This window comes from Pseudomonas sp. C32, from assembly GCF_030417915.1.
Taxonomy (GTDB): domain Bacteria; phylum Pseudomonadota; class Gammaproteobacteria; order Pseudomonadales; family Pseudomonadaceae; genus Aquipseudomonas.
The window spans coordinates 197,298-223,152 of record NZ_JAUHUK010000008.1 but is presented as its reverse complement, the minus strand read 5'-3'; the positions used below and the strand labels follow the sequence as shown (position 1 = coordinate 223,152).

Genomic DNA, 25,855 nt, shown 5'->3' with positions numbered 1-25,855 from the left:
GACGGCATCGAATTCAGTTTTTTTTCGGGCCTTGAAGGTGCAGTTGTGCCGGGGTGTCAGGCAAACGCTCGACTACCGCAAGCTTCTCGGGCATCTGACGCTTGCGCCAGGCACGGAAGGCGTTGAGTTCATCGTCGAGAACCTTCATCAGCCAGGCCAGCACGGCGATGTCATCGATCATGCCGAAGAGGGGAAGAAAATCCGGAATCGCATCCACCGGGCTGAGGAAATACATCAAGCCTGCGACGACCGAGACCAGTGCCTTTGGGCTTATGGCTCGATATTCACCTCGCCAATAAGCCAGGCAGAGTGCCTGCAACAGGCGCAGGTCGTCCTTGATTTTACCCAGGCGATTGCCTTCGCTAGCGCCTTTGCTGGCAACAGCGAACAACAAAGTCGGCAAACGCCCGCGTGCCAGCAAGCGCCCAGCCAGCGGCAGGAAACGAGCGAAACTCCAGGGTGTTTTCATCATTCCTCCCGTTGAAATGTTATCCACACAAATTGTGGATAACCTTGTGAACAGAGCTGATTTTCAGGGCTGGAAGCCCCGTTTCACAAGGGCTCGGCTCAGATCGGGCGTTTTTTGCCCATCCAAAAAATCCCATAATTTCATTGACTTGGCAGGCCGACGCGGCTACCCCCACCGTCTACATTGGCTATGACTGCCGCCTGGAGCATCTGTTCGCTTTTGTTTACCCGTACCGAACGCCAGATGCAACAACGCCCCGCATAAGCGAGGCGTTGTTCTTGAAGCAGTCGCTGATTACTTGGCAGCGGCGTCTTCTTTTGCCGGATCCTTGATCGCCAGCAGTTCCAGGTCGAATACCAGCACCGAGTTGGCTGGAATCGCCGGGCTTGGGCTTTGCGCGCCGTATGCCAGGTCAGCAGGAATGTACAGTTTGTACTTCTCGCCAACGTGCATCAGTTGCAGGCCTTCTACCCAACCCGGAATCACACCGCTGACTGGCAGATCGATCGGGCTGCCGCGCTCGACGGAGCTGTCGAATACGGTGCCATTGGTCAGCTTGCCGGTGTAGTGAACGGTCACTACGTCAGTCGGCTTAGGCTGAGCACCGTCGGCTTTCTTGACGACTTCATACTGCAAACCCGATGCAGTAGTGGTCACGCCGGTTTTCTTGCCATTTTCTTCGAGGAATTTCTTGCCGGCGGCTGCCGACTCTTCGCTCATTTTGGCCATACGCTCTTCAGCACGCTTTTGCAGCGCGGCGAACGCTTCAACCAGTTCATCATCTTTGAGCTTCTGCTCTTTCTTGCCGACGGCATCTTCGATGCCCTGGGCGACAGCTTTGGAATCCAGGTCATCCATGCCTTCCTGAGCCAGGCTCTTGCCCATGTTCAGGCCAATGCCATAGGAAGCTTTTTGCGCCGGAGTTTTCAGCTCTACGCTGGTCTGCGAGTCACAACCCGCGAGTACCAGGCTAACCAGGGCTACCGCCGCCGCCAACCGATGCTGTTTCATGCTATTTCCTTGTTCATGCGCCTAAAGGGCAATCGAGTAAAGCCGCGAGCTTATCAGGCCGCCACGACCAATGGCTACCGGCATGAGAGCTGGAAACCTCTGATAAGTTCAGGTGTTTAAAAGCTTTTCAGGAATCTGGCGATGAAGCTTCTTTTATCTTTCTCCCCTGTAGGCAATTTCTGAACCTACAGCATCTGGCGTAATGGCCTCTTGCCGCTCCGTGGACGCTCAGGCATAAACGAACGATAACTCGACAAGGATGGTCATCTTGCGCCTATTTTTCCGCCTGTTAGCTCTGCTGGCAGCCCTGCTCGGACTCGTTCTTGCAGTGGTGCTCTATTACGTCGCCAACCCGAAACTACCGGTCTGGTCGCCCGCGCAGCAGGTGCATTACCTGGAGCAATGGAGTGCCACCGACCGCGAAACCTACTACTTCACACCTCAGGGCACCCAAGTCAAAGGGTTGCATTACGACTGGTTCACTGCCCTCGAACTGCCCTTTTCGCAACAACGATTTGCCTCGCCTGAATACCTCGCCCGCTTCGGCTTTCTGGTTGATCCCAACCAAAAACCGACGCAGAACAACCCCGGCAACCTCCCCGTAGGCTTTTCCCGCCACCAGAATCCAGACAATACGGATATGTTTCTGGATATCACCTGTGCGGCCTGCCATACCGGCGAATTGCGATTCCAGGGCCAAGCCGTGCGCATCGACGGGGGCTCGGCGCAACATGTCCTGCCTTCCAGTGTTCCTACGCTCAGAGGAGGCAGTTTCGGACAAGCCCTTGTAGCGAGTCTGACCTCGACATATTACAACCCGTGGAAATTCGAGCGTTTCGCACGCAACGTACTGGGTCAGGACTACGACGCTCGGCACAAGGAACTGCGCAAAGCATTCAAATCCTCACTCGACACCTTCTTGAAAGTCGCCTGGAACGACACCCATCGCGGGCTCTATCCGACCGAAGAAGGCCCAGGTCGCACCGACGCGTTCGGGCGTATTGCCAACGCCAGTTTCGGTGATGCGATTTCCCCCGCCAACTACCGCGTAGCCAACGCCCCGGTTGATTATCCGCAACTGTGGAGCATGTGGACGTTTGACTGGGTGCAGTGGAACGGCTCGGCACAACAACCCATGGCCCGCAACATCGGCGAGGCATTAGGTGTCGGCGCCACGCTGAATTTCTTCGACAAGAACGGTCAGCCGCTGATGGGCGAAACGCGTTATCCCTCCAGCGTTCGCGTACGCGATTTGCACCTGATCGAAGAAACCCTGCAACGACTCGCGCCACCGGCCTGGCCGGAAAATCTGCTAGGGGCAGTCGACAAACCGCTGGCGGCGAAGGGTCGCGCGCTGTTCGCCGAGACCTGTGCAGGCTGCCACGTTCCGCGCACGACCCAAGGCGAAGGACGACAGGTGCAACACCTGAAAATGCTCCCCGTGGACGCCATCGGTACCGACCCGACGGCAGCCAACAACATTGCCGACCACCGCTTCGACCTGACGCCATTGCAATGGAATCAGGCAGAGTTGGCGGAACTGGACGTTGAGCCAAAACCCACCGAACCACTGGACATGAGCAAAATGTCCGTCGCCAAAGGGCTGGCTTACGTCACGGCATTTGTATCGAACCGGGCCTACCGCGAGGCCAACATCACCCCCGCCGAGCGACCTGCAATGGACGGTTTCGGCTTGCCGATCGGTGTGCGCGAACTGCGCGCCTACAAGGCCCGCCCATTGGCAGGCGTCTGGGCGACACCACCGTTTCTGCACAACGGCTCGGTACCCAGCCTCTATCAATTGCTGTCGCCCCAGGATGAACGCTCGACCTCTTTCTACAAAGGCACATTCGAGTACGACCCGAGGCATCTGGGGTATCGCACAGAAGCCTTTACCAACGGTTTCGTGTTCGACACAAGGATCACCGGCAATCACAACAGCGGTCATGAGTTCCGCGCCGGCAAACGCGGCAATGGCGTGATCGGTCGCTGGCTGCAGCCAGAAGAACGCTGGGCACTGCTGGAGTATCTGAAAGTGTTGGGCGGTCCGCTGGAAGCGCAACTGCCATGACCCCCGACCATCGTCAAAAGGAGTTTCCCATGCTGAAAACACTTTGGCTGCGTCTGGGCGCTTTTCTCGGCAAATTGCTGCTGTGGCTGGTTGCTCTCGGGCTGCTCGCCTGGGCCCTGAGCAGTGCCTGGTATGTCTGGCAGCATCGCGGACCGGTTTCGGCGCAGGAGTTGATTCCTGACGGTGAAGCGGCGATGACCCAAGACGTCATCCAGACAGCTGTACGCATCGTTGACCAACACCGAGAAAGCACCCGCTATCTGCGTGACGCCCACGCCAAAGCCCACGGCTGCGTGAAAGCTGAAGTCCAGGTTCTGGCGGAACTGCCGAGCGAGCTGCGCCAAGGTGTCTTCAGCGAACCGGGCAAAACCTGGCAAGCGACGATGCGCTTGTCCAACGGCAACGCGTATCCCCAGTTCGACAGCATTCGCGATGCCCGAGGGATGGCGATCAAACTGCTCGATGTGCCGGGGAAACAATTGCTGACCGATCAACCGGGGCGGGGCGAACAGGATTTCGTGATGTTCAGCCATCCGAATTTCTTTGTCAGCGATGTCGCCGAGTATCGTCAGAACGTCGCCGCTCAGGCAGATGGCAAGAAAATCATGGCGTTCTTTCCCGGCTGGGATCCACGCAGCTGGCAAGTTCGGCATCTGTTTATCGCCTTGGCGACGCTGACCCCTGCTCCACCGAGTCCGACGCAGACCACCTACTTTTCAGTTTCGCCCTATAAGTTCGGTGAGGCCAACGCCAAATTTCGGGTCATGCCCGACCCGGAAAACTGCCCGGTCTACAGCCTTGCGGAGCAAAACCGCAATCTGCCGAACTTCCTGCGCAGCGCCCTGAATCAACAGCTGTCGACCGATCGGGTACCGGCCTGTTTCGTTCTGCAGATCCAGCGCCAGGATGCGAACAAGTACATGCCGATTGAGGACACGAGCATCGAGTGGAAAGAAAGCGATGTACCGTTCGAGACCGTCGCACGCATCAACGTGCCCGCACAGGATTTCGACACCCCGGCGCTGAACCTGCAATGCGATAACCAGTCGTTCAACCCATGGTTTGGCATTGAGGCCCACCGGCCCATTGGCGGCATCAACCGCCTGCGCAAAGCGGTTTACGAAGCGGTCAGCGATTACCGGCATGCGCGCAATGGCGGGCAGTAATCCTGTAGGAGCGAGCTTGCTCGCGAAGGGTGGAGCGAAAACGCTTAATCCAGAGGCCTAGCGTCGGCCTTGAGTTTTTCGCGAGCAAGCTCGCGCCTACAAAAAAGCCAAACGCCAGACAGCAAAAAGCCCGCATTTAGCGGGCTTTCTGTGGTGACCTGGCGTTCAGTGTTCCAGGTTACCGAATATGGCGCAGCGGACGGGACTCGAACCCGCGACCCCCGGCGTGACAGGCCGGTATTCTAACCGACTGAACTACCGCTGCGCGTAGCGTTGAAAGTAAGTGGTGGGTGATGACGGGATCGAACCGCCGACATTCTGCTTGTAAGGCAGACGCTCTCCCAGCTGAGCTAATCACCCTTTACCTTCGTTGCGGGGCACATTATGCCACAGGTTTTTATAAAGTGTTGATTTAATTGAAGTTTTTTTCAAATAAATCTAAAACCGGTGAAACAACGCGACCTGCAGGAACAACGTACAAACTTGGAGCAGAAAAAAACCCGCGTTAGCGGGCTTTTCCGTGGTGACCTGGCGTTCAGCGTTCCAGGTTACCGAATATGGCGCAGCGGACGGGACTCGAACCCGCGACCCCCGGCGTGACAGGCCGGTATTCTAACCGACTGAACTACCGCTGCGCGTAACACTTGAACGAATGGTGGGTGATGACGGGATCGAACCGCCGACATTCTGCTTGTAAGGCAGACGCTCTCCCAGCTGAGCTAATCACCCTTCGCTTCGGTGTGGCGCGCATTCTACGGAGCGACCCAACCTCTGGCAAGCACTTTTTTAAATAATTTTCTCAGGCCTTCCAAAGGCTTAGAGAAGGGTTGGCCTATGGCACGGCGAAGACAATAATGCCCTCCTTTGCATATAAGGAGAGACTTACCCCATGTGGTTCAAAAACCTGCTTATCTATCGCCTGACCCAAGATCTGCCTGTTGATGCCGAGGCGTTGGAAACTGCACTGGCCACCAAACTGGCGCGTCCATGTGCAAGCCAGGAGTTGACCACCTACGGTTTCGTCGCGCCGTTCGGCAAAGGCGAAGACGCTCCGCTGGTGCATGTCAGCGGCGACTTCCTGCTGGTTTCCGCTCGCAAAGAAGAACGCATCCTGCCGGGCAGCGTCGTGCGTGACGCGGTCAAGGAAAAGGTCGAAGAGATCGAAGCTGAGCAAATGCGCAAGGTCTATAAGAAGGAACGCGATCAGATCAAGGATGAAATCATCCAGGCCTTCCTGCCTCGTGCCTTTATCCGCCGCTCGTCGACCTTCGCTGCCATCGCACCGAAACAGGGTCTGATCCTGGTCAACTCGGCCAGCCCGAAACGCGCTGAAGACCTGCTGTCCACCCTGCGTGAAGTGATCGGCACCCTGCCGGTACGTCCGCTGACCGTAAAAATGTCTCCAACCGCGACCATGACCGAATGGGTCACCACCCAGAAAGCCGCGGACGACTTCTTTGTGCTGGACGAGTGCGAACTGCGCGACACCCACGAAGACGGCGGCATTGTGCGCTGCAAGCGTCAGGACCTGACCAGCGAAGAAATCCAGCTGCACCTCAGCACTGGCAAAGTGGTCACTCAGTTGTCGCTGGCCTGGCAGGACAAACTGTCGTTCGTGCTCGACGACAAAATGGTGGTCAAGCGCCTGAAGTTCGAAGACCTGTTGCAGGATCAGGCGGAACAGGACGGTGGCGATGAAGCCCTCGGCCAGCTGGACGCCAGCTTCACCCTGATGATGCTGACCTTCGGCGACTTCCTGCCGGCGCTGGTTGAGGCGTTGGGTGGGGAAGAGACGCCGCAGGGCATTTAATGCACTGATTGGCGATGCCTGTAAAAGATCGCAGCCTTCGGCAGCTCCTACGTTGATTCGGTTGGCCGCAAATAATGCGGATTGACCTGATTCCTGCAGGAGCTGCCGCAGGCTGCGATCTTTTTTTGTAAGCCGCGTATGCTTAGCTCCCTAACGCTTTCACTCTAATAAGGAACAAGCCATGCGCGCACTGGCTGCTTTAAGTCGCTTTGTCGGCAACACTTTCGCTTACTGGGTTCTGATTTTCGCCGTCGTGGCTTTCCTGCAACCGGCATGGTTTCTCGGCCTCAAAGGCGCCATCGTGCCCTTGCTGGGGCTGGTGATGTTCGGCATGGGCCTGACCCTCAAACTCGAAGACTTCGCCGAAGTCGCGCGCCATCCGTGGCGTGTGGCGCTGGGCGTGGTTGCGCATTTTGTGATCATGCCCGGTGTGGCGTGGTTACTCTGCCAGGCTTTTCATTTACCACCGGAAATCGCGGTCGGCGTGATTCTGGTCGGGTGCTGCCCGAGCGGTACGTCTTCAAATGTGATGACCTGGCTGGCGCGCGGGGATCTGGCGCTGTCGGTGGCCATCGCTGCGGTCACCACCCTCCTCGCTCCGTTGCTCACACCGGCGCTGATCTGGCTGCTGGCCTCGGCCTGGTTGCCGGTCTCGTTCATGGAGCTGTTCTGGTCGATCCTGCAAGTGGTCCTGCTGCCAATCGTGCTGGGCGTGGTTGCCCAGCGTGTGCTCGGCGACAAGGTTCGTCATGCCGTGGATGTATTGCCGTTGGTGTCCGTGGTCAGCATCGTGATCATCGTGACGGCCGTGGTCGCCGCCAGCCAGGCGAAGATCGCCGAATCCGGTCTGTTGATCATGGCGGTCGTCATGTTGCACAACAGCTTTGGCTACCTGCTGGGTTACTTTACCGGCCGCGTATTCAAGCTGCCGCTGGCTCAGCGTAAATCCCTGGCACTGGAGGTCGGCATGCAAAACTCCGGATTGGGCGCCGCTTTGGCCAGTGCGCATTTTTCGCCGTTGGCGGCGGTGCCGAGCGCGCTGTTCAGCGTCTGGCACAATATTTCGGGGGCACTGCTCTCGACGTATTTCCGCCGCATGAGCGAAAAAGAAGATCGTGAAGTCGCAACCCGGCAGGCGACTGACTGATTTGCAAACTTGATCCCCCGGTTAATGCTGGGCACTATATTGCGCAACGCGAGGACGACCTTGCGGCTCAATCGAGTCATTAATCTGGGGACGGCCCCGTCAATCGATGGAGGTCTCTCTTGTCCTGGATCATTCTGTTTTTCGCCGGCCTGTTCGAAGTGGGCTGGGCCGTCGGCTTGAAATACACCGACGGTTTCAGCCGCCCGCTCCCCACTGCATTGACCGTTGCGGCCATGGCTATCAGCCTTGGCTTGCTGGGCCTGGCCATGAAGGAATTGCCGCTGGGCACGGCTTATGCGATCTGGACCGGTGTCGGCGCTGTCGGCACGGTGATCGCCGGGATCATTCTGTTTGGCGAGTCGATGGCGTTGTTTCGGCTGGCCAGTGTGGCGTTGATCATTGCCGGGCTGGTTGGGCTCAAGGTCAGCGCTTAGGCCACTGACGCTATCGCTAGCAGGCTAGCTCTCACATTGGAATGCATTCCCCTGTGGGAGCTAGCCTGCTAGCGATGAGGTCCGCACAGACACCTATTATCTGACTGCCCCGCGCAACTCACCGACCAATGCCTGCAACTTCACCGGCTCTGCCACCTCGAACGCCACCGCCGGCCCCGCCACCAACGTCACCCGCGACCACAACCGGCGAAACCATCCCTTGCCCGGATCACGGCTGAAGAAGCTCCCCCATAACCCCTGCAAGGCCAATGGAATCACCGGCACCGGCGTCTCCTCGAGAATCCGCGTGAGGCCGCCCTTGAACTCACTGATCTCGCCATCAGTCGTCAGTTTGCCCTCAGGGAAGATGCACACCAGTTCGCCATCCTTCAGATACCGGGCAATTCGGGTGAAGGCTTTTTCGTAGATCTGGATGTCTTCGTGACGCCCCGCGATCGGAATCGTCCCGGCCGTGCGAAAGATGAAATTCAGCACCGGCAGGTTGTAGATTTTGTAGTACATCACAAAGCGAATCGGCCGACGCACCGCGCCACCGATCAACAGGGCATCGACGAACGACACGTGATTGCACACCAGCAATGCCGCGCCTTCATCGGGGATCAGATCGAGATTGCGATGTTCCACGCGGTACATGGAATGGCTGAGCAGCCAGATCATGAAACGCATGGTGAACTCGGGGACGATCTTGAAGATGTAGGCGTTGACGCCGATGTTCAGCAACGACACCACCAGAAACAGCTGCGGGATCGACAGCTCGACGACACTCAGTAAAACGATCGAGACAATGGCCGAAACCACCATGAACAACGCGTTGAGAATGTTGTTGGCGGCAATCACCCGCGCGCGCTCCTTCTCGGCGGTGCGCGACTGGATCAGTGCATACAGCGGCACAATATAGAAACCACCGAAAACGCCGAGCCCAAGGATGTCGAACAGCACCAGCCAGGTGTGGCCGAAGCCGAGAATTTCGATCCAGCCATGCCCCGTGGCGCTGTCCGGAATTCCACCGGAATGCCACCACAACAGTAAACCAAACACGGTCAGGCCAAACGATCCGAAGGGCACCAATCCGATTTCGACTTTGCGTCCGGAGAGCTTCTCGCAGAGCATCGAACCCAGGGCAATGCCCACCGAGAACACCGTCAGGATCAACGTCACCACGGTTTCGTCGCCGTGCATCCACTCCTTGGCGTAGGCCGGGATCTGCGTCAGATAGATCGCCCCGACAAACCAGAACCACGAGTTGCCGACAATCGACCGTGACACGGCCGGGGTTTGCCCCAGCCCCAGTTTCAACGTGGCCCAGGACTGACTGAAAATATTCCAGTTCAGGCGCATTTCCGGCGAAGCGGCTGCGGCCCGGGGAATGCTGCGGCTGGCGAGGTAACCGAGCACGGCGATGCCGATGATCGCGGTGGAAACGATGGGCGCGTAATGACCCGACGACATCATGATCCCGGCGCCGATGGTGCCGGCCAGAATGGCCAGGAACGTGCCCATTTCCACCAGACCGTTGCCCCCCACCAACTCATCTTCCCGCAAGGCCTGGGGCAGGATCGAATACTTCACCGGCCCGAACAGTGCCGAGTGGGTACCCATGGCGAACAGCGCCACCAGCATCAGCGACAGCTGATCGAACAGGAAGCCGACCGCACCGACCGCCATGATGGCGATCTCACCGAGCTTGATCAGTCGGATCAATGCGTCCTTGGCAAACTTTTCCCCGAACTGCCCGGCCAGGGCTGAGAACAGAAAAAACGGCAGGATAAACAGCAGCGCACACAGATTGACCCAGATCGAGCGATCCCCTTCGATGGTCAGCTTGTACAGAATGGCCAGGATCAACGACTGTTTGAAGACGTTGTCGTTGAATGCCCCCAGCGACTGAGTGATGAAGAACGGCAGGAAGCGCCGGGTGCGCAGCAAGGTGAACTGTGAGGGGTGACTCATTCCATGTGTCCCTGATGTGGGTAAGAGTGGCCTGGATTCTTTTATTGGAATAGCAATCGTCGATCCAGGCCACACATTACCTAATCTTTACCGTTTATTTCTTTAATCCTGCAATGCATGGCGTGACAAACAACTCACCGCGCCACGCGCCCAGCACCGTGCGCTTGCCAACGATCAGCCACATCAGCGCCAACAACGCCACCAGCACACACCCCGCGACACTGAAAAACGTCAGATTCAAGGTACTGGCCAGTTTCAGCGTCGCCAGCGAATACACACCCAGCGGAAAGGTGAAGCCCCACCAGCCAAGATTGAAAGGAATCCCGTCGCGCAGATAACGCACGGTGATCAGCACCGCCATCAGCATCCACCACAAACCGAAGCCCCACAGCGTAATGCCGGCCACCAACCCCAACCCGGCAGCGACTTCACCGACACCCGGCAAGCCATTGGCCGCGAAAATCAGCGGCGCGTCCCCGCCCAGCAGCAACATGCCCAAGGCACCCGTGCCGATTGGACCGAGCGCCAACCAACTCGACGCGGCCATGTTTTCATGGGGCAGTTTATGCAACGCCATGCGCAGCAACAGTATCGTCAGGATGCTGAACGCCACCGGCAGGGAAAATGCCCACAGCACGTAGCTGGTCACCAACACCACCAGTTGCGAATGGGCGTCGGCCAGGTGCGGTGCCAACAAGCCACCGCTGGCCGCCGCCACTTCGGCCGCGACCACAGGAAGCAACCAGACCGCGGTCATCTGATCGATGCTGTGCTCCTGACGGGTGAACATCATGTAAGGGATCAACACGCCGCAGGCCAGTGACATCGCCACGTCGAGCCACCACAACATTTCTGCGAGGTGAATCACGCCGTCACCCCAGCGAGGAACGCCGAACACCAGGAAACCGTTGATGATGGTTGCCAGCCCCATCGGGATGGTGCCGAAAAACATCGAAACCGTGGAATGGCCGAAAATTCGCCGCGCCTCGTCAAAAAACATGACCCAACGCGCTGCGTAGAGCGCTGTGAACGTGAGGAACAAGACGATATTGAACAGCCAAAGCGCTTCGGCGATGGCATGCAGACCGGGTATTGCAACCGGTAGTTGCGCCAGCGCCAACGCCAGCACGCCGGTGCCCATGGTGACGGCGAACCAGTTCGGGGTGAATTGGCGAATCACTTCGCGCGGGTGCTGCAAGTGGGTGAAAGGCTTGATGCCGGGCTTGATGCTATTGGCGCATGTCATGGCGAACTCCTGTCCTCATGTGAGGTAGAGCCCATGCTAGATCCAAAAAGAATATCTATATAACGGGTAATATCTCTATAACTTATCTATTTCACAGATATAACATTGATCTTATGCGTCCAGCACAAAAAACCTGTGACACCCTGCCACGCCACGACCTTGGTCGACACTGACTAACCGGGGCGGCCGTGCGAGACTGTCTGTCCGGGCGGGAGGCCCGGAAGTCTTTTGCCGGGAGTTTCCATGTCGCTGTCCACCGGGCTGATTGCCGCCGTCGCCCTGGCCTATATGGCCATCATGTTCGCCATCGCCTTCTACGGCGACCGTCGCAGCGCGCCGTTGCCGCCGCGAGTGCGGGCGTGGGTTTACAGCCTGTCGCTGGCGGTCTATTGCACCAGCTGGACCTTTTTTGGCGCCGTGGGTCAGGCTGCCGAACAACTCTGGTCATTCCTGCCGATCTACCTCGGGCCGATCCTGTTGCTGCTCGGGGCGCCGTGGGTCCTGCAAAAAATGGTGATGATCAGCAAGCAGGAGAACATCACCTCCATCGCTGACTTCATCGCCGCACGCTACGGCAAATCCCAGTCATTGGCGGTCGTGGTGGCGCTGATCTGCCTGGTCGGCGTGCTGCCTTACATCGCCCTGCAGCTCAAGGGCATCGTGCTCGGCGTAAACCTGTTGATCGGCGCCGGGGCCGATGCCATGGGGACCCGCGCCCAGGACACTGCGCTGATCGTGTCGCTGGTATTGGCGCTGTTTACCATCGTGTTTGGTACCCGCAACCTCGACGCCACGGAGCACCACCGCGGCATGGTGCTGGCGATTGCCTTCGAATCATTGGTCAAGCTGTTCGCCTTTCTCGCCGTCGGGGCGTTCGTGACTTACGGTCTGTACGATGGTTTCGAAGACCTGTTCGACCAGGCCATGCTTGCGCCGCGCCTTGAAGAATACTGGAAGGAAACCATCAACTGGCCGTCGATGGTGGTGCAGACCGGCGTCGCGATGATGGCGATCATCTGTTTGCCACGGCAGTTCCACGTTACGGTCGTGGAGAACATCGAGCCGCAGGATTTACGCTTGGCCAAATGGGTATTCCCGGCCTACCTCGCCCTGGCGGCATTGTTTGTCGTGCCTATCGCCCTCGCCGGCCAGATGATGCTGCCCAGTTCGGTGTTGCCAGACTCGTTCGTGATCAGTCTGCCACTGGCTCAGGCACATCCGGCGCTGGCCCTGCTGGCGTTTATCGGTGGTGCTTCGGCGGCTACCGGCATGGTGATTGTGGCCAGCGTGGCGCTGTCGACCATGGTCTCCAACGACATGCTGTTGCCGTGGTTGCTGCGACGCAACAATGCCGAACGTCCCTTCGAAGTGTTCCGTCAGTGGATGTTGTCGGTACGCCGCGTCAGCATCGTGGTCATTCTGCTGCTGGCCTACGTCAGCTATCGCTTGTTGGGCTCCACCGCGAGCCTGGCGACCATCGGCCAGATCGCCTTCGCTGCCGTGACCCAATTGGCCCCCGCCATGCTCGGCGCCCTGTACTGGAAACAGGCCAACCGCCGCGGTGTGTTTGCCGGCCTTGCTGCCGGCACCTTCCTGTGGTTCTACACCTTGGTCCTGCCAATTGCCGCCCACGGCCTCGGCCTGTCGTTGAGCAGTTTCCCCGGCCTCGCATGGCTGCACTCAAACCCGATGAACCTGCCGATCACCCCGCTGACCCAAGGCGTGGTGCTGTCCCTGGCCGGCAACTTCACGCTGTTCGCCTGGGTCTCGGTGTTGTCCCGCACCCGGGTTTCCGAGCACTGGCAGGCCGGCCGTTTCATCGGCCAGGAGATCAGCGCCCGCCCCAGCGCCCGTTCGCTGCTGTCGGTGCAAATCGATGACCTGCTGCAACTGGCCGCACGTTTTGTCGGCGAAGAACGCGCTCGCCAGAGCTTCATCCGCTTCGCCTATCGCCAGGGCAAAGGCTTCAATCCAAACCAGAACGCCGACGGTGAATGGATCGCCCACACCGAACGATTGCTGGCCGGTGTGCTTGGGGCATCTTCGACACGCGCTGTAGTAAAAGCCGCCATCGAAGGTCGGGAAATGCAACTGGAGGACGTCGTACGAATCGCCGACGAAGCCTCGGAGGTGCTGCAATTCAATCGCGCCCTGTTGCAAGGGGCCATCGAGAACATCACCCAAGGCATCAGCGTGGTCGACCAGTCGCTGAAGCTGGTGGCCTGGAACCGTCGTTACCTGGAATTGTTCAACTACCCCGACGGTTTGATCAGCGTCGGCCGGCCAATTGCCGACATCATCCGCTACAACGCCGATCGCGGACTGTGCGGCCCCGGTGAAGCCGAGGTGCACGTCGCCCGCCGCCTGCACTGGATGCGCCAGGGGCGTGCGCATACTTCCGAGCGGCTGTTCCCCAACGGACGGGTGATCGAACTGATCGGCAACCCGATGCCTGGCGGCGGCTTCGTCATGAGTTTCACCGACATCACCCCGTTCCGCGAGGCTGAGCAAGCCCTGACCGAAGCCAACGAAAGCCTCGAGCAGCGAGTCACCGCACGCACCCATGAACTGTCGCAACTCAACGTCGCCCTGACCGAAGCCAAGGGCACCGCCGAGGCGGCGAACCAGTCTAAAACCCGTTTTCTGGCAGCGGTCAGCCATGACTTGATGCAACCGTTGAACGCGGCGCGGCTGTTCTCTGCCGCCCTCTCTCATCAGGGTGATGACCTGTCGCGCGAAACACAGAAACTGGTGGCGCATCTCGACAGTTCACTGCGTTCGGCCGAAGACTTGATCAGCGACCTGCTGGACATTTCCCGCCTGGAAAACGGCAAGATCAATCCGGACCGCAAGCCTTTTGCCCTCAACGAACTGTTTGACACCCTCGGTGCAGAGTTCAAGGCACTGGCGCAGGAGCAAGGGCTGACATTCCGTGTTCGTGGCAGTGCACTGCGCGTCGACAGCGACATCAAGCTGCTGCGACGGATTCTGCAGAACTTCCTGACCAACGCTTTCCGCTATGCCAAAGGCCCGGTGTTACTGGGTGTGCGCCGACATAAGGGCGAACTGTGCCTGGAAGTCTGGGACCGCGGCCCGGGCATTCCGGAAGATAAGCAGCGGGTGATTTTCGAAGAGTTCAAACGCCTCGACAGCCACCAGACCCGTGCCGAAAAAGGACTGGGGCTAGGCCTGGCGATTGCCGACGGCCTGTGCCGCGTCCTCGGTCATACCTTGCGCGTGCGCTCGTGGCCGGGACGCGGCAGTGTGTTCAGCGTGAGCGTGCCTTTGGCTCGATCACAGGTTGTCATGCCGGCAAAGCCCCTGGAACTCAACGGAAAGTTACTCAACGGGGCGCAAGTGCTGTGCATCGATAACGAAGACAGCATCCTGATCGGCATGAACAGTTTGCTCACGCGCTGGGGCTGTCAGGTCTGGACCGCTCGCAACCGTGATGAGTGTCTGAAGTTGCTTGATAAGGGCGTGCGCCCGCATTTGGCGCTGGTGGATTATCACCTCGATCATGGCGACACCGGGACAGAACTGATGGCCTGGTTACGCACCCGATTGGGCGAGCCGGTGCCGGGCGTGGTGATCAGCGCCGATGGTCGGCCGGAGACAGTGGCTCAGGTGCATGCGGCGGGGCTGGATTACCTGCCAAAACCGGTGAAGCCTGCGGCGTTGAGGGCATTGTTGAGTCGGCATTTGCCGTTGTAACGATCGCAGCCTTCGGCAGCTCCTACATAGATCGGCACTGTAGGAGCTGCCGCAGGCTGCGATCTTTTGATTTCATTCCGGCAACTCGACCAAGCCGTCCACATCCGTCATCGCCCGTTCCAGCAAATCCGCTGGCAGGCTCTTACTGGCGCGTGCCCCCAGCAACTTGAGCTGTTCGCTACGACTGACCAGATTGCCGCGGCCTTCTGTCAGCTTGTTGCGTGCCGAGCTGTAGGCCTTGTCCAGTTGCTGCAGGCGATTGCCGACTTCGTCCAGATCCTGAATGAACAGCACGAACTTGTCGTACAGCCATCCCGCGCGCTCAGCGATCTCCCGAGCATTCTGGCTTTGGCGCTCCTGCTTCCACAAACTGTCGATCACCCGCAGGGTCGCCAGCAAAGTGGTCGGGCTGACAATCACGATGTTGCGGTCAAACGCTTCCTGAAACAGTGTTGGCTCAGCCTGCAATGCAGCGGAAAACGCCGCTTCAATCGGCACGAACAGCAAAACGAAATCCAGGCTGTGCAAGCCGTCGAGACGTTTGTAATCCTTGCCGGCCAAGCCTTTGACGTGATTACGCAACGACAGCACATGCTGCTTGATCGCAATCTGGCCGATGGCCTCGTCTTCGGCTGCTACATATTGCTGGTAGGCGGTGAGACTGACTTTGGAGTCGACCACCACCTGCTTGTCGCCCGGCAGATAGATGATCACGTCGGGCTGGAATCGCTCGCCATCCGGGCCTTTGAGATTGACCTGGGTCTGGTATTCGCGGCCCTTTTCCAACCCCGCGTGTTCAAGCACCCGCTCCAGAATCAATTCACCCCAGTTGCCTTGGGTCTTCTGCCCTTTCAAGGCACGTGTCAGGTTCGTCGCTTCGTCGCTCAGGCGCAGGTTCAACTGCTGCAAACGTTCCAGTTCCTTGGCCAGGGAGAAACGTTCGCGGGCCTCGGCCTGGTAGCTTTCTTCGACGCGTTTTTCGAATGACTGGATGCGTTCTTTCAGGGGATCCAGCAATTGCCCAAGGCGTTGCTGACTGGTTTCGGCAAAACGCTGCTCGCGCTCATCGAAGATTTTCCCCGCCAGCTCGGCGAACTGTGCGCGCAGCTCGTCTCGCGAGCCTTGCAGGTCGTTGAGGCGTTGTTGATGGCTGTCCTGCTGTTCACGCAGTTCGGCGTTCAGCGAGGCTGTCTGGGCATCCAGACGGCGCAACTCGGCTTCTTTGCCGGCGCGTTCGAGGTTCCAGGCATGGGCGGCGTCGCGAGCGTCATCACGTTCGATCTGCAACAACTCGACTTCCCGGCGCAGGGCGGCCAGGTCTGCCTGCTTGGCAGCGTTGGCTTGAGTCAGATCACCGATTTCATCGCGGCACGAATCAAGCTGCGCGTTCAGTCCGTCCTGGGCCAGTTGCGACATGGCCAATCGCTCTTGCAGCAGCGCGACGTCTGCCTGCGCAGTACCCGCTCGACGTTGAAGCTGCCAGGCCAGTACCAACAACGGCAGCGCTGCACCCGCCAGACCAAGCAATACGCTGGTCAAGTCCATCGCCATAACCACTCCCGCCATCCCGATAAAGCTTGAAGGTTAACCAAGGCGCCAGGTCTTGGACAGCTCAGTCTTCGATCAGCCCCAACTCCTGTTGCGCACGACGATCCCCTGCCCGAGCCGCCTGACGCAAAAGGTCCTGGCCGATCCGGCGATCCCGTGCGTTCCCGCATTCACGGCACATCAACTGACCGAGACGACTTTGTGCGGACACCACGCCTTCACGGGCCGGTTGCTTGAGCAATCGGCCGGCGATGTGTTTGACGTTAGGGTTTTCACCCAGCCGCGGGCTATCCAAAAGCCACTCGGCCACACGCATTGAAAAGCGTTTGGTAGGAGAAACAGAAGGAGGTGTCGAGGATGTGGAATCAGAGGCTGAGCGAAACTTCATAAAGCACTGTGGGGCAGATCGGAAGGCGCGCAACTTTACTCTCTTTTTCTGACAGGTAAAGCTGAAAATAACCCGGCAGGCCCGTCCTAGAGCAAGCGCTCGGGACAATCCACAGAAGCTGTGGATAACTCAGTGGACAACCGCCCGCGAACCCCCGCAAAGCCCTGTGGAATGGGGCTCGCAGTCAAACTGACGATTTTTTCACCAGTAAAAAAAAGCGATGTTTTTCATTGACTTAAATTTTGCTAGCAGGCAGCCATCAGGCTTGAACGTGAGATGACAGAGCGGTGACAGACTCTGCAACTAATGTGCACAAGTCCCTTTGTGATGGTTATATCCATGCACTTTTTCGGCGCACTGGGCACGATGTCTGGGGATAACACTCGACAAACGGTCGAATCATGCAATTTTTTGCGTTACAACTTCGATGACCAGTGGTCGGATTGTCTAGCGATTCAGAGCGATATCACGGGGGTATGCCCTGGCAGGATCGGCCTGCCAGAAAACCGTCTGTAACTTCTTTTGCTATCACCCTTCCCTTCGCTACTTCAATCCGTTAGTATCCGCGGCGTTAGTACCAAGCTGAAAGTCAATTCTGGTCGAACAAATCCCCCCGGTCAGCCTTCCCGAAGGAAGCTTCCACCGAACAAGCGGGATCGACCACCTCGATGGTTTCCAGGTAAAACTTGCGTCAACACAGCCTTTGAATCGAAAGCAAAGGGTGTTGCCAGGCTCACTTACTCTGACCGAACCAACCTGCAAATTGATCAGGATCTTCACCCCGGGCCCAGAACCTTTGCCCTTGATGTGTTGCCTGCCCTCCTAAGTACCTACCTGCCGGCCCAAGCGCGCAAATAATTCAGCGCTTCAAACTGGCTGCTTTGTTCCAGTCGGGTTCTTCGTTCGATCAATGGTGATCGACGTTACTGGAACGTTTTAACGTTGCACGGTTCTTATCCGTGTCATTTGCAGGAACACCCAATAATGTCTACTCAAATCCATACTCAGGATGCCATTCGCACCCTAACCAACGCTTTTGCACCAATGAACTGCCTGATCATGGCCGCTCGCAAAGGCTGCTTCAGCTTCACGCTGGTTAACGAACACGGCATCGCCCGTCACAGCGAGCGTCTGTACCCCGATCAATACTCCAGCGCCGAACCGCTGCAGGCCGTGATCGAGCGTACCCGTCAGGCACTGGTTGCCTGATACGCCAGAAAGGCTGGAAACCCAAAGGCCCCGCTCAAAAAGCGGGGCTTTTTATTGCCCGATGTTTCCCTTTTTTAAGGTTCAGGCTAAGCACAAACCGGTATAACGGTTATAACTCGCAGCCAGAAATATTTTAAAAACAGGCCTTTACAGCGCGAATATGACACTACACTTCAACTCAAGCGGCTTGACCCGCTTGCGGCGAGCCTGAGTCGATTCACTGCTGCCAAAGCCCTTCAGGCATCGCCGTCCATATTGAGGTTTCGAGGGTTTTATGGGTATCGCTGCCAGCGAACTGTGCCGTTATGTCATTCGTCCCACCCTGATTTATCTGGGACGTCATAGCGCTACTGCCGAATCCCTGCTGCTGGGCATCGCCGCCAGCCAGTCCGCCCTGGGATCCGCCCTTCATGACCGCCGCGGACACGGCCTGTACCGTATCGCCGAACCTCGCCACCAGGCCCTTTGGGACCATTACCTGGCACTGGACCCGGAGCGTGCAAGCCTGGTCCGCGGACTGGCCAGCCAACACGCCTTTCTCAGTGGTCCGCACCTCGAATTGACCGTCAACCTGCGTTACGCCACTGCCATCGCTTGGCTGCTGGTAGAAGAACAGAACACTCCCCTCCCCGCCGCTGACGATTTGTTGGGTATGGCCAGAATCTGGCGCCAGACATTTCAACCCCAAGGTCGTCTGCGTGATTTCACCTGCGCCTGGCAAACTTGTGTTTCACCCATGAATCAGGTTGCCTGCTGAAAAATCCTGTATCCAAAATTCGCGCAACGCGCCGCCATTTGGTCGGATTGTCCTACAAAACCGCTCTAAATCAAGCATTACAGCCTATGGCGCTGGGACGAAAATGTTGGTAATTTTCGCCCCGGTGATCACCAGGAGTTCTAATAATGAAAAAAGTAATGCTCAAAACCACCCTTAGCCTCGCCGCTGCCATGGCATCCACCCAGATCTTTGCGAGTGGCTTTGCCATCAACGAACAAAGCATCAGCGGGATGGGTACAGGTTTTGCCGGGCGATCTTCCGTTGCCGATGATGCATCCACTATTTTTGGTAACCCTGCCGGCATGTCTCGCCTCAAGCGCGAACAAGTCACCGGCGGTGTTGCAATGCTCGACGCGCATACCGATATCAGCGACGCCAGCTCCTCTCCGAAAAGCGGCAGCAACGATGGCGACATGGTTCCCTTCATCGCTGTCCCTATGGGCTACTACGTCAAGCCAATCGATGACCAGTGGGCCGTCGGCGTAGGCATTTACGCTCCGTTCGGCCTGGTGACCGATTACGAGAACGGCTTTGCCGGCCGTTACTTCGGCACCAACAGCGAAGTCAAAGTCGTCACCATCCAGCCGACCGTCAGCTACGCCTTCAACGACAAGGTATCGATCGGTTTCGGTCCGACCATCAACCGCATCGAAGGCACCCTGGAATCGGATATCTCGCTGCACCCACGCTTTGCGGACGGTAACGTCAAGATCAAGGGTGACGACACCGCGCTGGGCTACAACATCGGTATCCTGGTTCAAGCCACCGACAGCACCCGCGTCGGCCTGACCTATCACTCGAAAGTGAAGTACACGCTCGAAGGTGACACCAAGGTCAACTACGGCTTCCTGACCAATCTGCGCCAAAACCCGAACCAGAAGTACGATGCTTCGCTGGATGTGACCACGCCTGAGTCGGTTGACTTCTCGGTTACCCATCAGCTTGACGACCAGTGGACCCTCTACGCAGGCAGCACCTGGACTCGCTGGAGCCGCCTGAAAGAAATCAGCGTCGAGAACAGTGGCGTACCAGCTGGCTTGCAACCTGCGTTCGGTACCATCACCGAAGAGCAGAACTGGCACGACACCTGGGCTCATGCCATCGGAGCTTCCTACCAGATTGACAAGCAATGGGTCCTGCGTACCGGTTTCTCCGTTGACCAGTCACCGACCAACAACGAAAACCGCTCCCCACGCATCCCGACTGGCGACCGCAAGATTTTCAGCCTGGGCGCTGGCTGGAGCCCGACCGACGACCTGACCATCGACGTGGCGTACTCGTACCTGGTTGAAGAAGACGTCAAGGTCAACAACGACAACGACCGCCAAACCTACAACGCCAAGTATGAAAACTCGGCCAACGGTTTCGGTGTCGGTGCGACCTACCGCTTCTGATGATTCCCGGCGAGCCTGAACGGCTCGCCGCCGGATTCAAAAAAAGCCCCGCTCTCTTGCACAGAGGCGGGGCTTTTTAGCGGGCGCTTATCAGGGTTTCGACGCCAGGGCTTTCTCCACCGCAGCGATGAACTCCGGATCATCAGGCTTGGTCAGGCTGGAAAAGCTGGCGACGACCTTGCCCTGGCGATCGACCACGTATTTGTAGAAATTCCACTTCGGTGCGCTGCTCTGTTCGGCAAGCACCTTGAACAGGTGTGTCGCCTCGTCGCCACGAACCTTTTGCGGCTCGGTCATGGTGAAGGTCACGCCGTAGTTCACGTAGCAGACCTTGGCGGTTTCGGCGCCGTCGCCGGCCTCCTGCTTGAAGTCATTGGACGGCACGCCGATCACTTCCAGGCCTTGATCCTTGAAACGCTGGCTCAGCGCCTCAAGGCTTTTGAATTGCGGGGCAAAGCCACAGAAGCTCGCGGTATTGACCACCACCAGCGGCTTGCCGGCGAAGCGTTCGCACAAGTCGATCGTTTCCTTGGCCCGAAGCTTGGGTAGCGAGCCTTGCAAAAGCTCAGGGCAACTTGCCGCTTGAGCCCACCCGGTAAATGCGACCAGTAACGCGGGAACTGCCAGCCAGCGTATCGGCATATCGGGATATCCTTGAGAAGTCGTCAGCGGTGGAAGTTACTCGCCCTCACAACCGGCTAGCAAGTCCCCATGCCCAACTGCATCAAGGCCAACCCACCCTGCTGCCAGCCCCACCACACGGCGGCGAGCAGCAACGCGCAAACAGCAATAATCGTGATGCGTGGCCAAAGGCTGTTCATGTCGCACTCATTCGGGTTTGAAGACGCTCTACCGGCCGCTCACGCACCGGCCAGTTCAAGGCGGCGGCCAACAGACTCAGAAGAATCGCCACCTGCCAGATCAAGTCATAGCTCCCCATGCGGTCGTACACCACCCCGCCCAACCAGCCGCCGAGGAACGAGCCGAGCTGGTGAAACAGGAAAACAATCCCACCGAGCATGGACAGGTTTCGCACGCCAAACAAGGTGGCGACCGTACCGTTAGTCAACGGCACCGTCGACAACCACAAGAACCCCATGGCCATGCCGAACAGATAGGCGCTGGTGGTCGTCACCGGTGCCCAAAGAAACAGTGCGATGACCACCGCCCGCAACAGATACAACCCCGTGAGCAAACGGGGTTTGGACATACGTCCGCCGAGCCAGCCGGCGGTGTAGGTTCCGAAAATGTTGAACAGGCCGATCAACGCCAACACCGTGGTGCCGACTGTCGCCGGAAGGTGCTGATCCACCAGATAGGCCGGCAAATGCACGCCGATAAACACCACCTGAAATCCGCACACGAAGAAGCCGAACGCCAGCAACCAGAAACCGGAATGTGAACAGGCCTCACGCAACGCCTCGCCCAGGGTTTGTTCGTGCCCGAGCACTGGCAAAGGCTTGTCCTTGAGCATCGTCACCAACGGTACGATCAGCGCGATCAACAGACCCAGCGCCAGCAAGGCTGCCGACCAACCCAGCCAGCCGATCAAACCCAAGGTGCCGGGCAACATGGCGAACTGGCCGAACGAGCCCGCAGCACTGGCGATGCCCATGCCCATGCTGCGTTTCTCTGGCGGTACCGCGCGGCCGACCACGCCCAGAATCACCGAGAACGATGTACCGGACAGACCCATCCCGATCAACAGGCCCGCGCTCAGGGATAAGGTCATCGGCGAGTCGGAAAGCCCCATGCAAATCAGCCCTGCCGCGTACAGGACGCCACCGATCAGCACCACTTTCGCCGCACCAAAACGGTCGGCCAACGCACCGGTAAAGGGTTGGGCCAGGCCCCAAATCAGGTTTTGCAAGGCTATGGCAAAGGCAAAGACCTCACGCCCCCAGCCGAACTCGGCGCTCATCGGCGCCAAAAACAGCCCGAAACCGTGACGAACGCCCAGAGACAACGCAAGGATCAGCGCACTCCCCAACAAAACCCAACCGCACGTACGCCACATCGATGTCATCTTATTCTCCGGTAGCGGGTATATACCCGCTTGAGGTCGGAAAAACCGGCATCACGCCAGTTCATCCAGCAGTTTCAGCAAGATTTCCCGTTTCTCGGCACCCAGGCGATCAATCAACCGCTGTTGCGCCGCCTCCCAGGCCGGCAAGGCCGCTTTCAGGCGCTCGGCGCCTGTGTCGGTGAGCAGAACGATGCGATTGCGCATGTCCTCACCCTCGACCAGCGTAACCAGGCCTTCGCCCTCCAGCACGCGCAAATTGCGTCCCAGGGTGCTGCGATCGAGGCCCATCGCTTCGGCCAGCACGGAGATACTCGGCTGATTCAGGCGTTGCAGATTGCACAGCAAAGAATACTGCGCAACGTTGATCCCGAAGCCGTCGAGAGCGCCGTCGTAGTGCCTGCTGACGCCACGGGCGGCGCGACGCAGGTTGATGCATAAACATTGGGAATCGAGCATAGTGCGTGTATATACCCGCGAGTCGGTTAAATCAAGTTACATGGATTCTTTTCTGTGACTGGGGTGGAGCTTGGTCGATCGCCATCGCGAGCAAGCTCGCTCCTATAGTTGATCGCAATCAGACCAGCGCCAAGCCTGCCAGCACTGCAACTTCCAGCAACTCCAGCATTGCGCCCGCTGTGTCACCGGTCGTCCCGCCCAGGCGCCGCAGCATCACCTGACGCAACCAGACAAAACCCAACGTCGCCAGCACCACCGCCACCACGCCGTTCAACCCGGCGATCAACACGCAGACCACCGCGCTGAGTGCCAAAACCCGCTTGCCCGCAGAGCGCGGAAGATGATCAGCCAACGCTTGCCCCAGACCACCAGGCCGCACGTAAGGCGTCGTCAGAAATATGCCCAGCAACGCACTGCGACCGATCAATGGAACAATCAGCAACGCCAGCGCCTGTTGCTGTTCGATCAATGCCAGCAGCGCCGCGAACTTGAGCAGCAACACCAACACCAACGTGACGACCGCAATCGGCCCGCTGCGGGGGTCTTTCATGATGGTCAAGGTGCGCTCGCGGTCGCCGAAACCACCGAGCCAGGCATCGGCGCTATCTGCTAGACCATCCAGATGCAGTGCACCACTGAGCAAGACCCAAACGGTGAGCAACAGCGCCGCATGCAGCAACAGCGGCGTTCCGAGCAGCAACCCGTTCAGCGCCCAAAGAATCGCACCGAACAACAACCCCACCAGCGGGTAAAACAGCAATGACCGTCCCAACGCCTGAGGCTCAGGCATGCCCGGCAAACGAATCGGCAGGCTGCTGAGGAATTGCAGGGCGATCCAGAATGGCAACATGGTCAGACGACTTCCCTTAACACGCCACCGGACGTCACCGTCAGCGAGAACAACGCACCATGCCCGACCTCAACGTTGAGCAGTTGCTCACGCGGCAAGCCACGCGCCTGGGCCAGCAACAAACGCATGACGCCGCCATGACTGATCAGCAACAAGCGCTCGCCAGCGTATGAAACCTGTAGCCGCGCCACCGCCGTCAGCACTCGCCTGGAAAAATCCGCGACCGGCTCACCTTGAGGCGGCGTAAACGCATAAGGATCGGCCCAGAACCGGCCCAGACCCTCTGCATCGGTTTCCATCAACACCGCAGCGCTTTGCCCTTCCCAGTCACCGAAATGCAGCTCTTGCAGGTCTTTGTCCAGGCTCACGGGCACAGACAGTTGCGCACCGAGTTCTTGCGCGAATCGCGCACAACGCTGCAACGGCGAACTGACCAGGCGATCCCAGGGTCGTTGCTCGACCACTGCCGCACGCATCTGCGCCCAGCCCTTGTCGGTCAGCGCATCGTCGAGGCTGCCGCGCAGGCCACCGCCCAGTTCGGTTTCACCGTGACGCAACAGATCCAGGCGCAGGGTCATACCGGACGATCCGCCACAGCCGCTTCGGCGAAGGTCGCCATCTGCCCGTGGAGGTCGCATGCCAGACGCAACAACGGAACTGCCAGCGCGGCCCCACTGCCCTCACCCAGACGCAGGCCGAGGTCGAGCAGCGGTTCAGCGTGCAGGGTTTCCAGTACATGCCGATGACCCGGCTCGGCGCCGCGATGACCGAACAACAGCCATGGGCGACACTGCGGGTTCAAGCGCACCGCGACCAGCGCCGCGACGCTGCAAATGAAGCCGTCCACCAGCACCGCGATTCCTTCCTGGGCACAAGCCAGATAAGCGCCCACCAACGCGGCAATCTCAAAACCGCCCAGATTGAACAGCGTCTGCAACGCATCGCCCCGCTGCGCCCCGTGTATCGCCAAGGCGCGCTCGATGACCAGCGCCTTGTGGCTGACACCGGCGGCATTCAGTCCGGTTCCCGGCCCGGTCAAATGCGCCACCGCGCAATCGAGCAATGCACACGCCAACGCACTGGCGGCGGTGGTGTTGCCGATGCCCATTTCACCGCCGATAAACAGTTGTGTGCCTACCGCTTTGGCCCGTTGCGCACTGTCGCGACCGGCCTGCAAGGCGAGTTCGCCCTGAGCCACGGTCATCGCCGGACCCTGGACGAAATTCGCCGTGCCAGGACCGATGTTCAGGTGCCGCACACCCGGCAGACTGAGTGATAGCGTAATCGTGCCGAGATCGACCACTTCGAGGGAAGCGCCCAACTGCCGCGCCAATACGCTGATCGCCGCGCCACCACTGACAAAGTTGTGCAGCATCTGCCCGGTGACTTCCTGAGGGAACGCCGAAACCCCTTCGGCGACCACGCCATGATCACCGGCAAAAATCGCGATCCACAGTTGATCCAGACTCGGCTTGACCTGCCCCTGCAGACCCGCCAGCTGTATCGCCACCGACTCCAGTTGACCGAGGGAACCGGCCGGTTTGGTCAGTTGCTGCTGTCGTGCTTGCGCCTGCTCGAGTGCTTGCGCATCGACAGGTTTGCAAGGGTTCAGCCACCAGGCGTGGGTCATAACGCAGTTCCTTTCAAAGTCAGGGGCAGGCCGGCGACGGTGAGGATGACGCGGTCACAGCGCTCGGCCAGGGCTTGATGCAGCCAACCGGCTTCATCGACATAACGGCGAGTCAATTCGCCCAGTGGCACGACGCCCATCCCGGTCTCGTTGCTGACAAAAATGATTTCCCCCCGCAACGATGCCAGGCAGTCCAGCAAGGACTCACGCTCGGCGCCTAAACGCTCGGCATCGTCCTGCATCAGCAGATTGGTCAGCCACAAGGTCAGGCAATCCACCAGCAGGCAACGCTCGGCGCTCGCGTTCTCACGCAGCACCCGCGCCAGTTCCAGCGGTTCTTCGATCAACGCCCATTCGACGGGACGACGGGCGCGGTGATGGGCCACGCGATCGCTCATTTCCCCGTCCAGCGGTTGGCTGGTGGCGATGTAGGTCACGGCCAGCGCGCTGTCGGTGGCGAGTTTTTCGGCCAGGCGACTCTTGCCGGAGCGAGCGCCGCCGAGGATCAGTTGGAGCATGGTTTTTTTCCTAGAATCT

23 protein-coding genes and 4 tRNA genes are annotated in these 25,855 nt (G+C 58.8%); 9 read left to right on the top strand and 18 right to left on the bottom strand.

Annotation, left to right across the window (positions count from 1 at the left end):
* Positions 1-13: 13 nt before the first annotated feature.
* Both QYH43_RS11880 and QYH43_RS11875 read right to left on the bottom strand, forming a co-directional pair.
* Entirely contained in the window at positions 14-469 is a 456-nt protein-coding gene (locus tag QYH43_RS11880) for a YkvA family protein (protein ID WP_095061689.1), read from the bottom strand.
* Positions 470-763: 294 nt separating this feature from the next.
* On the bottom strand, positions 764-1,480 hold the full coding sequence (locus tag QYH43_RS11875) for an FKBP-type peptidyl-prolyl cis-trans isomerase (RefSeq protein WP_095061687.1): 717 nt from the start codon (positions 1,478-1,480) through the stop codon (positions 764-766).
* A gap of 268 nt (positions 1,481-1,748) precedes the next feature.
* Between QYH43_RS11875 and QYH43_RS11870 the strand changes: the two genes are divergently transcribed.
* Positions 1,749-3,551, top strand: a complete 1,803-nt coding sequence (locus QYH43_RS11870; protein WP_301157097.1) for a di-heme-cytochrome C peroxidase — start codon at positions 1,749-1,751, stop codon at positions 3,549-3,551.
* 29 nt (positions 3,552-3,580) lie between these two features.
* Positions 3,581-4,717 (top strand): catalase family protein, encoded by a 1,137-nt coding sequence (locus QYH43_RS11865; protein ID WP_095061685.1) that lies wholly within the window; start codon positions 3,581-3,583, stop codon positions 4,715-4,717.
* A 188-nt stretch (positions 4,718-4,905) separates the two neighbouring features.
* Here the strand turns inward: QYH43_RS11865 and QYH43_RS11860 are convergent.
* The 4 genes from QYH43_RS11860 to QYH43_RS11845 form a co-directional block, all read right to left on the bottom strand.
* Positions 4,906-4,982 (bottom strand) — tRNA-Asp (locus QYH43_RS11860).
* 19 nt (positions 4,983-5,001) lie between these two features.
* Positions 5,002-5,077, bottom strand: a tRNA-Val gene (locus QYH43_RS11855).
* A gap of 198 nt (positions 5,078-5,275) precedes the next feature.
* Positions 5,276-5,352 (bottom strand) — tRNA-Asp (locus QYH43_RS11850).
* 18 nt (positions 5,353-5,370) lie between these two features.
* A tRNA-Val gene (locus QYH43_RS11845) sits at positions 5,371-5,446 on the bottom strand.
* A gap of 160 nt (positions 5,447-5,606) precedes the next feature.
* Here QYH43_RS11845 and rdgC point away from each other — a divergent pair.
* The 3 genes from rdgC to sugE all read left to right on the top strand — a co-directional run bounded on the left by rdgC (position 5,607) and on the right by sugE (position 8,108).
* Positions 5,607-6,527: a recombination-associated protein RdgC gene (gene rdgC / locus QYH43_RS11840; protein WP_007969735.1), complete on the top strand. Its 921-nt coding sequence runs from the start codon at positions 5,607-5,609 to the stop codon at positions 6,525-6,527.
* A gap of 181 nt (positions 6,528-6,708) precedes the next feature.
* The gene (locus QYH43_RS11835) at positions 6,709-7,674 is read left to right on the top strand and encodes a bile acid:sodium symporter family protein (RefSeq protein ID WP_095061683.1); all 966 of its coding nucleotides are present in this window, start codon (positions 6,709-6,711) and stop codon (positions 7,672-7,674) included.
* 119 nt (positions 7,675-7,793) lie between these two features.
* Positions 7,794-8,108: a quaternary ammonium compound efflux SMR transporter SugE gene (gene sugE / locus QYH43_RS11830; protein ID WP_027922462.1), complete on the top strand. Its 315-nt coding sequence runs from the start codon at positions 7,794-7,796 to the stop codon at positions 8,106-8,108.
* Between the two features lie 96 nt (positions 8,109-8,204).
* Here the strand turns inward: sugE and QYH43_RS11825 are convergent, their stop codons facing one another.
* Both QYH43_RS11825 and QYH43_RS11820 read right to left on the bottom strand, forming a co-directional pair.
* On the bottom strand, positions 8,205-10,079 hold the full coding sequence (locus QYH43_RS11825; RefSeq protein ID WP_301157096.1) for an MFS transporter: 1,875 nt from the start codon (positions 10,077-10,079) through the stop codon (positions 8,205-8,207).
* A gap of 94 nt (positions 10,080-10,173) precedes the next feature.
* The gene (locus tag QYH43_RS11820) at positions 10,174-11,325 is read right to left on the bottom strand and encodes a TDT family transporter (RefSeq protein WP_301157095.1); all 1,152 of its coding nucleotides are present in this window, start codon (positions 11,323-11,325) and stop codon (positions 10,174-10,176) included.
* Positions 11,326-11,568: 243 nt separating this feature from the next.
* Here QYH43_RS11820 and QYH43_RS11815 point away from each other — a divergent pair, with 243 nt between their 5' ends.
* Positions 11,569-15,039, top strand: a complete 3,471-nt coding sequence (locus QYH43_RS11815) for a PAS domain-containing hybrid sensor histidine kinase/response regulator (protein ID WP_095061726.1) — start codon at positions 11,569-11,571, stop codon at positions 15,037-15,039.
* A 72-nt stretch (positions 15,040-15,111) separates the two neighbouring features.
* Here QYH43_RS11815 and rmuC read toward each other — a convergent pair whose 3' ends face one another.
* The gene (gene rmuC, locus QYH43_RS11810; RefSeq protein WP_301157110.1) at positions 15,112-16,476 is read right to left on the bottom strand and encodes a DNA recombination protein RmuC; all 1,365 of its coding nucleotides are present in this window, start codon (positions 16,474-16,476) and stop codon (positions 15,112-15,114) included.
* A gap of 175 nt (positions 16,477-16,651) precedes the next feature.
* Positions 16,652-16,975, bottom strand: coding sequence for a hypothetical protein (locus QYH43_RS11805; protein ID WP_095061730.1), 324 nt, complete (start codon positions 16,973-16,975; stop codon positions 16,652-16,654).
* Between the two features lie 984 nt (positions 16,976-17,959).
* On the opposite strand from QYH43_RS11805, the gene QYH43_RS11800 reads away from it, so the two are divergent.
* The 3 genes from QYH43_RS11800 to QYH43_RS11790 all read left to right on the top strand — a co-directional run bounded on the left by QYH43_RS11800 (position 17,960) and on the right by QYH43_RS11790 (position 20,356).
* Positions 17,960-18,184: a hypothetical protein gene (locus QYH43_RS11800; RefSeq protein ID WP_007898912.1), complete on the top strand. Its 225-nt coding sequence runs from the start codon at positions 17,960-17,962 to the stop codon at positions 18,182-18,184.
* Between the two features lie 274 nt (positions 18,185-18,458).
* Positions 18,459-18,941 carry a hypothetical protein gene (locus QYH43_RS11795; protein WP_095060879.1) on the top strand — a complete coding sequence of 161 codons (483 nt, stop codon included), beginning with the start codon at positions 18,459-18,461 and terminating at the stop codon, positions 18,939-18,941.
* 146 nt (positions 18,942-19,087) lie between these two features.
* On the top strand, positions 19,088-20,356 hold the full coding sequence (locus QYH43_RS11790) for an OmpP1/FadL family transporter (RefSeq protein ID WP_095060877.1): 1,269 nt from the start codon (positions 19,088-19,090) through the stop codon (positions 20,354-20,356).
* Positions 20,357-20,446: 90 nt separating this feature from the next.
* On the opposite strand, the gene QYH43_RS11785 is transcribed toward QYH43_RS11790, so the two are convergent.
* From QYH43_RS11785 to cobU, 8 genes are all read right to left on the bottom strand, one after another.
* Positions 20,447-20,998 carry a glutathione peroxidase gene (locus tag QYH43_RS11785; protein ID WP_095060875.1) on the bottom strand — a complete coding sequence of 184 codons (552 nt, stop codon included), beginning with the start codon at positions 20,996-20,998 and terminating at the stop codon, positions 20,447-20,449.
* A gap of 56 nt (positions 20,999-21,054) precedes the next feature.
* Positions 21,055-21,177, bottom strand: coding sequence for a hypothetical protein (locus QYH43_RS11780; protein ID WP_256580384.1), 123 nt, complete (start codon positions 21,175-21,177; stop codon positions 21,055-21,057).
* Positions 21,174-22,382, bottom strand: coding sequence for an MFS transporter (locus QYH43_RS11775; RefSeq protein ID WP_301157094.1), 1,209 nt, complete (start codon positions 22,380-22,382; stop codon positions 21,174-21,176). Before QYH43_RS11775 ends, QYH43_RS11780 begins: the two co-directional genes overlap by 4 nt.
* Before the next feature lie 51 nt (positions 22,383-22,433).
* On the bottom strand, positions 22,434-22,838 hold the full coding sequence (locus tag QYH43_RS11770) for a MarR family winged helix-turn-helix transcriptional regulator (protein ID WP_301157093.1): 405 nt from the start codon (positions 22,836-22,838) through the stop codon (positions 22,434-22,436).
* 118 nt (positions 22,839-22,956) lie between these two features.
* Positions 22,957-23,688 (bottom strand): adenosylcobinamide-GDP ribazoletransferase, encoded by a 732-nt coding sequence (locus QYH43_RS11765; RefSeq protein ID WP_301157092.1) that lies wholly within the window; start codon positions 23,686-23,688, stop codon positions 22,957-22,959.
* 2 nt (positions 23,689-23,690) lie between these two features.
* Positions 23,691-24,266: an alpha-ribazole phosphatase family protein gene (gene cobC, locus QYH43_RS11760; RefSeq protein WP_301157091.1), complete on the bottom strand. Its 576-nt coding sequence runs from the start codon at positions 24,264-24,266 to the stop codon at positions 23,691-23,693.
* Positions 24,263-25,318 (bottom strand): nicotinate-nucleotide--dimethylbenzimidazole phosphoribosyltransferase, encoded by a 1,056-nt coding sequence (gene cobT, locus QYH43_RS11755; protein WP_301157090.1) that lies wholly within the window; start codon positions 25,316-25,318, stop codon positions 24,263-24,265. Before cobT ends, cobC begins: the two co-directional genes overlap by 4 nt.
* Complete coding sequence (gene cobU / locus QYH43_RS11750; protein ID WP_301157089.1) at positions 25,315-25,836, bottom strand: bifunctional adenosylcobinamide kinase/adenosylcobinamide-phosphate guanylyltransferase; 522 nt, start codon at positions 25,834-25,836, stop codon at positions 25,315-25,317. The genes cobT and cobU overlap by 4 nt, the downstream gene beginning before the upstream one ends.
* Positions 25,837-25,855 lie beyond the last annotated feature (19 nt).

What these genes read in the sequence shown, in the direction of transcription:
- QYH43_RS11880 (WP_095061689.1), bottom strand. Translation starts at nt 469, where the DNA reads ATGAAAACACCCTGGAGTTTCGCTCGTTTCCTGCCGCTGGCTGGGCGC.
- QYH43_RS11875 (WP_095061687.1), bottom strand. Translation starts at nt 1,480, where the DNA reads ATGAAACAGCATCGGTTGGCGGCGGCGGTAGCCCTGGTTAGCCTGGTA.
- QYH43_RS11865 (WP_095061685.1), top strand. Translation starts at nt 3,581, where the DNA reads ATGCTGAAAACACTTTGGCTGCGTCTGGGCGCTTTTCTCGGCAAATTG.
- rdgC (WP_007969735.1), top strand. Translation starts at nt 5,607, where the DNA reads ATGTGGTTCAAAAACCTGCTTATCTATCGCCTGACCCAAGATCTGCCT.
- QYH43_RS11835 (WP_095061683.1), top strand. Translation starts at nt 6,709, where the DNA reads ATGCGCGCACTGGCTGCTTTAAGTCGCTTTGTCGGCAACACTTTCGCT.
- QYH43_RS11825 (WP_301157096.1), bottom strand. Translation starts at nt 10,079, where the DNA reads ATGAGTCACCCCTCACAGTTCACCTTGCTGCGCACCCGGCGCTTCCTG.
- QYH43_RS11820 (WP_301157095.1), bottom strand. Translation starts at nt 11,325, where the DNA reads ATGACATGCGCCAATAGCATCAAGCCCGGCATCAAGCCTTTCACCCAC.
- QYH43_RS11815 (WP_095061726.1), top strand. Translation starts at nt 11,569, where the DNA reads ATGTCGCTGTCCACCGGGCTGATTGCCGCCGTCGCCCTGGCCTATATG.
- QYH43_RS11805 (WP_095061730.1), bottom strand. Translation starts at nt 16,975, where the DNA reads ATGAAGTTTCGCTCAGCCTCTGATTCCACATCCTCGACACCTCCTTCT.
- QYH43_RS11800 (WP_007898912.1), top strand. Translation starts at nt 17,960, where the DNA reads ATGTCTACTCAAATCCATACTCAGGATGCCATTCGCACCCTAACCAAC.
- QYH43_RS11795 (WP_095060879.1), top strand. Translation starts at nt 18,459, where the DNA reads ATGGGTATCGCTGCCAGCGAACTGTGCCGTTATGTCATTCGTCCCACC.
- QYH43_RS11790 (WP_095060877.1), top strand. Translation starts at nt 19,088, where the DNA reads ATGAAAAAAGTAATGCTCAAAACCACCCTTAGCCTCGCCGCTGCCATG.
- QYH43_RS11785 (WP_095060875.1), bottom strand. Translation starts at nt 20,998, where the DNA reads ATGCCGATACGCTGGCTGGCAGTTCCCGCGTTACTGGTCGCATTTACC.
- QYH43_RS11780 (WP_256580384.1), bottom strand. Translation starts at nt 21,177, where the DNA reads ATGAACAGCCTTTGGCCACGCATCACGATTATTGCTGTTTGCGCGTTG.
- QYH43_RS11775 (WP_301157094.1), bottom strand. Translation starts at nt 22,382, where the DNA reads ATGACATCGATGTGGCGTACGTGCGGTTGGGTTTTGTTGGGGAGTGCG.
- QYH43_RS11770 (WP_301157093.1), bottom strand. Translation starts at nt 22,838, where the DNA reads ATGCTCGATTCCCAATGTTTATGCATCAACCTGCGTCGCGCCGCCCGT.
- QYH43_RS11765 (WP_301157092.1), bottom strand. Translation starts at nt 23,688, where the DNA reads ATGTTGCCATTCTGGATCGCCCTGCAATTCCTCAGCAGCCTGCCGATT.
- cobC (WP_301157091.1), bottom strand. Translation starts at nt 24,266, where the DNA reads ATGACCCTGCGCCTGGATCTGTTGCGTCACGGTGAAACCGAACTGGGC.
- cobT (WP_301157090.1), bottom strand. Translation starts at nt 25,318, where the DNA reads ATGACCCACGCCTGGTGGCTGAACCCTTGCAAACCTGTCGATGCGCAA.
- cobU (WP_301157089.1), bottom strand. Translation starts at nt 25,836, where the DNA reads ATGCTCCAACTGATCCTCGGCGGCGCTCGCTCCGGCAAGAGTCGCCTG.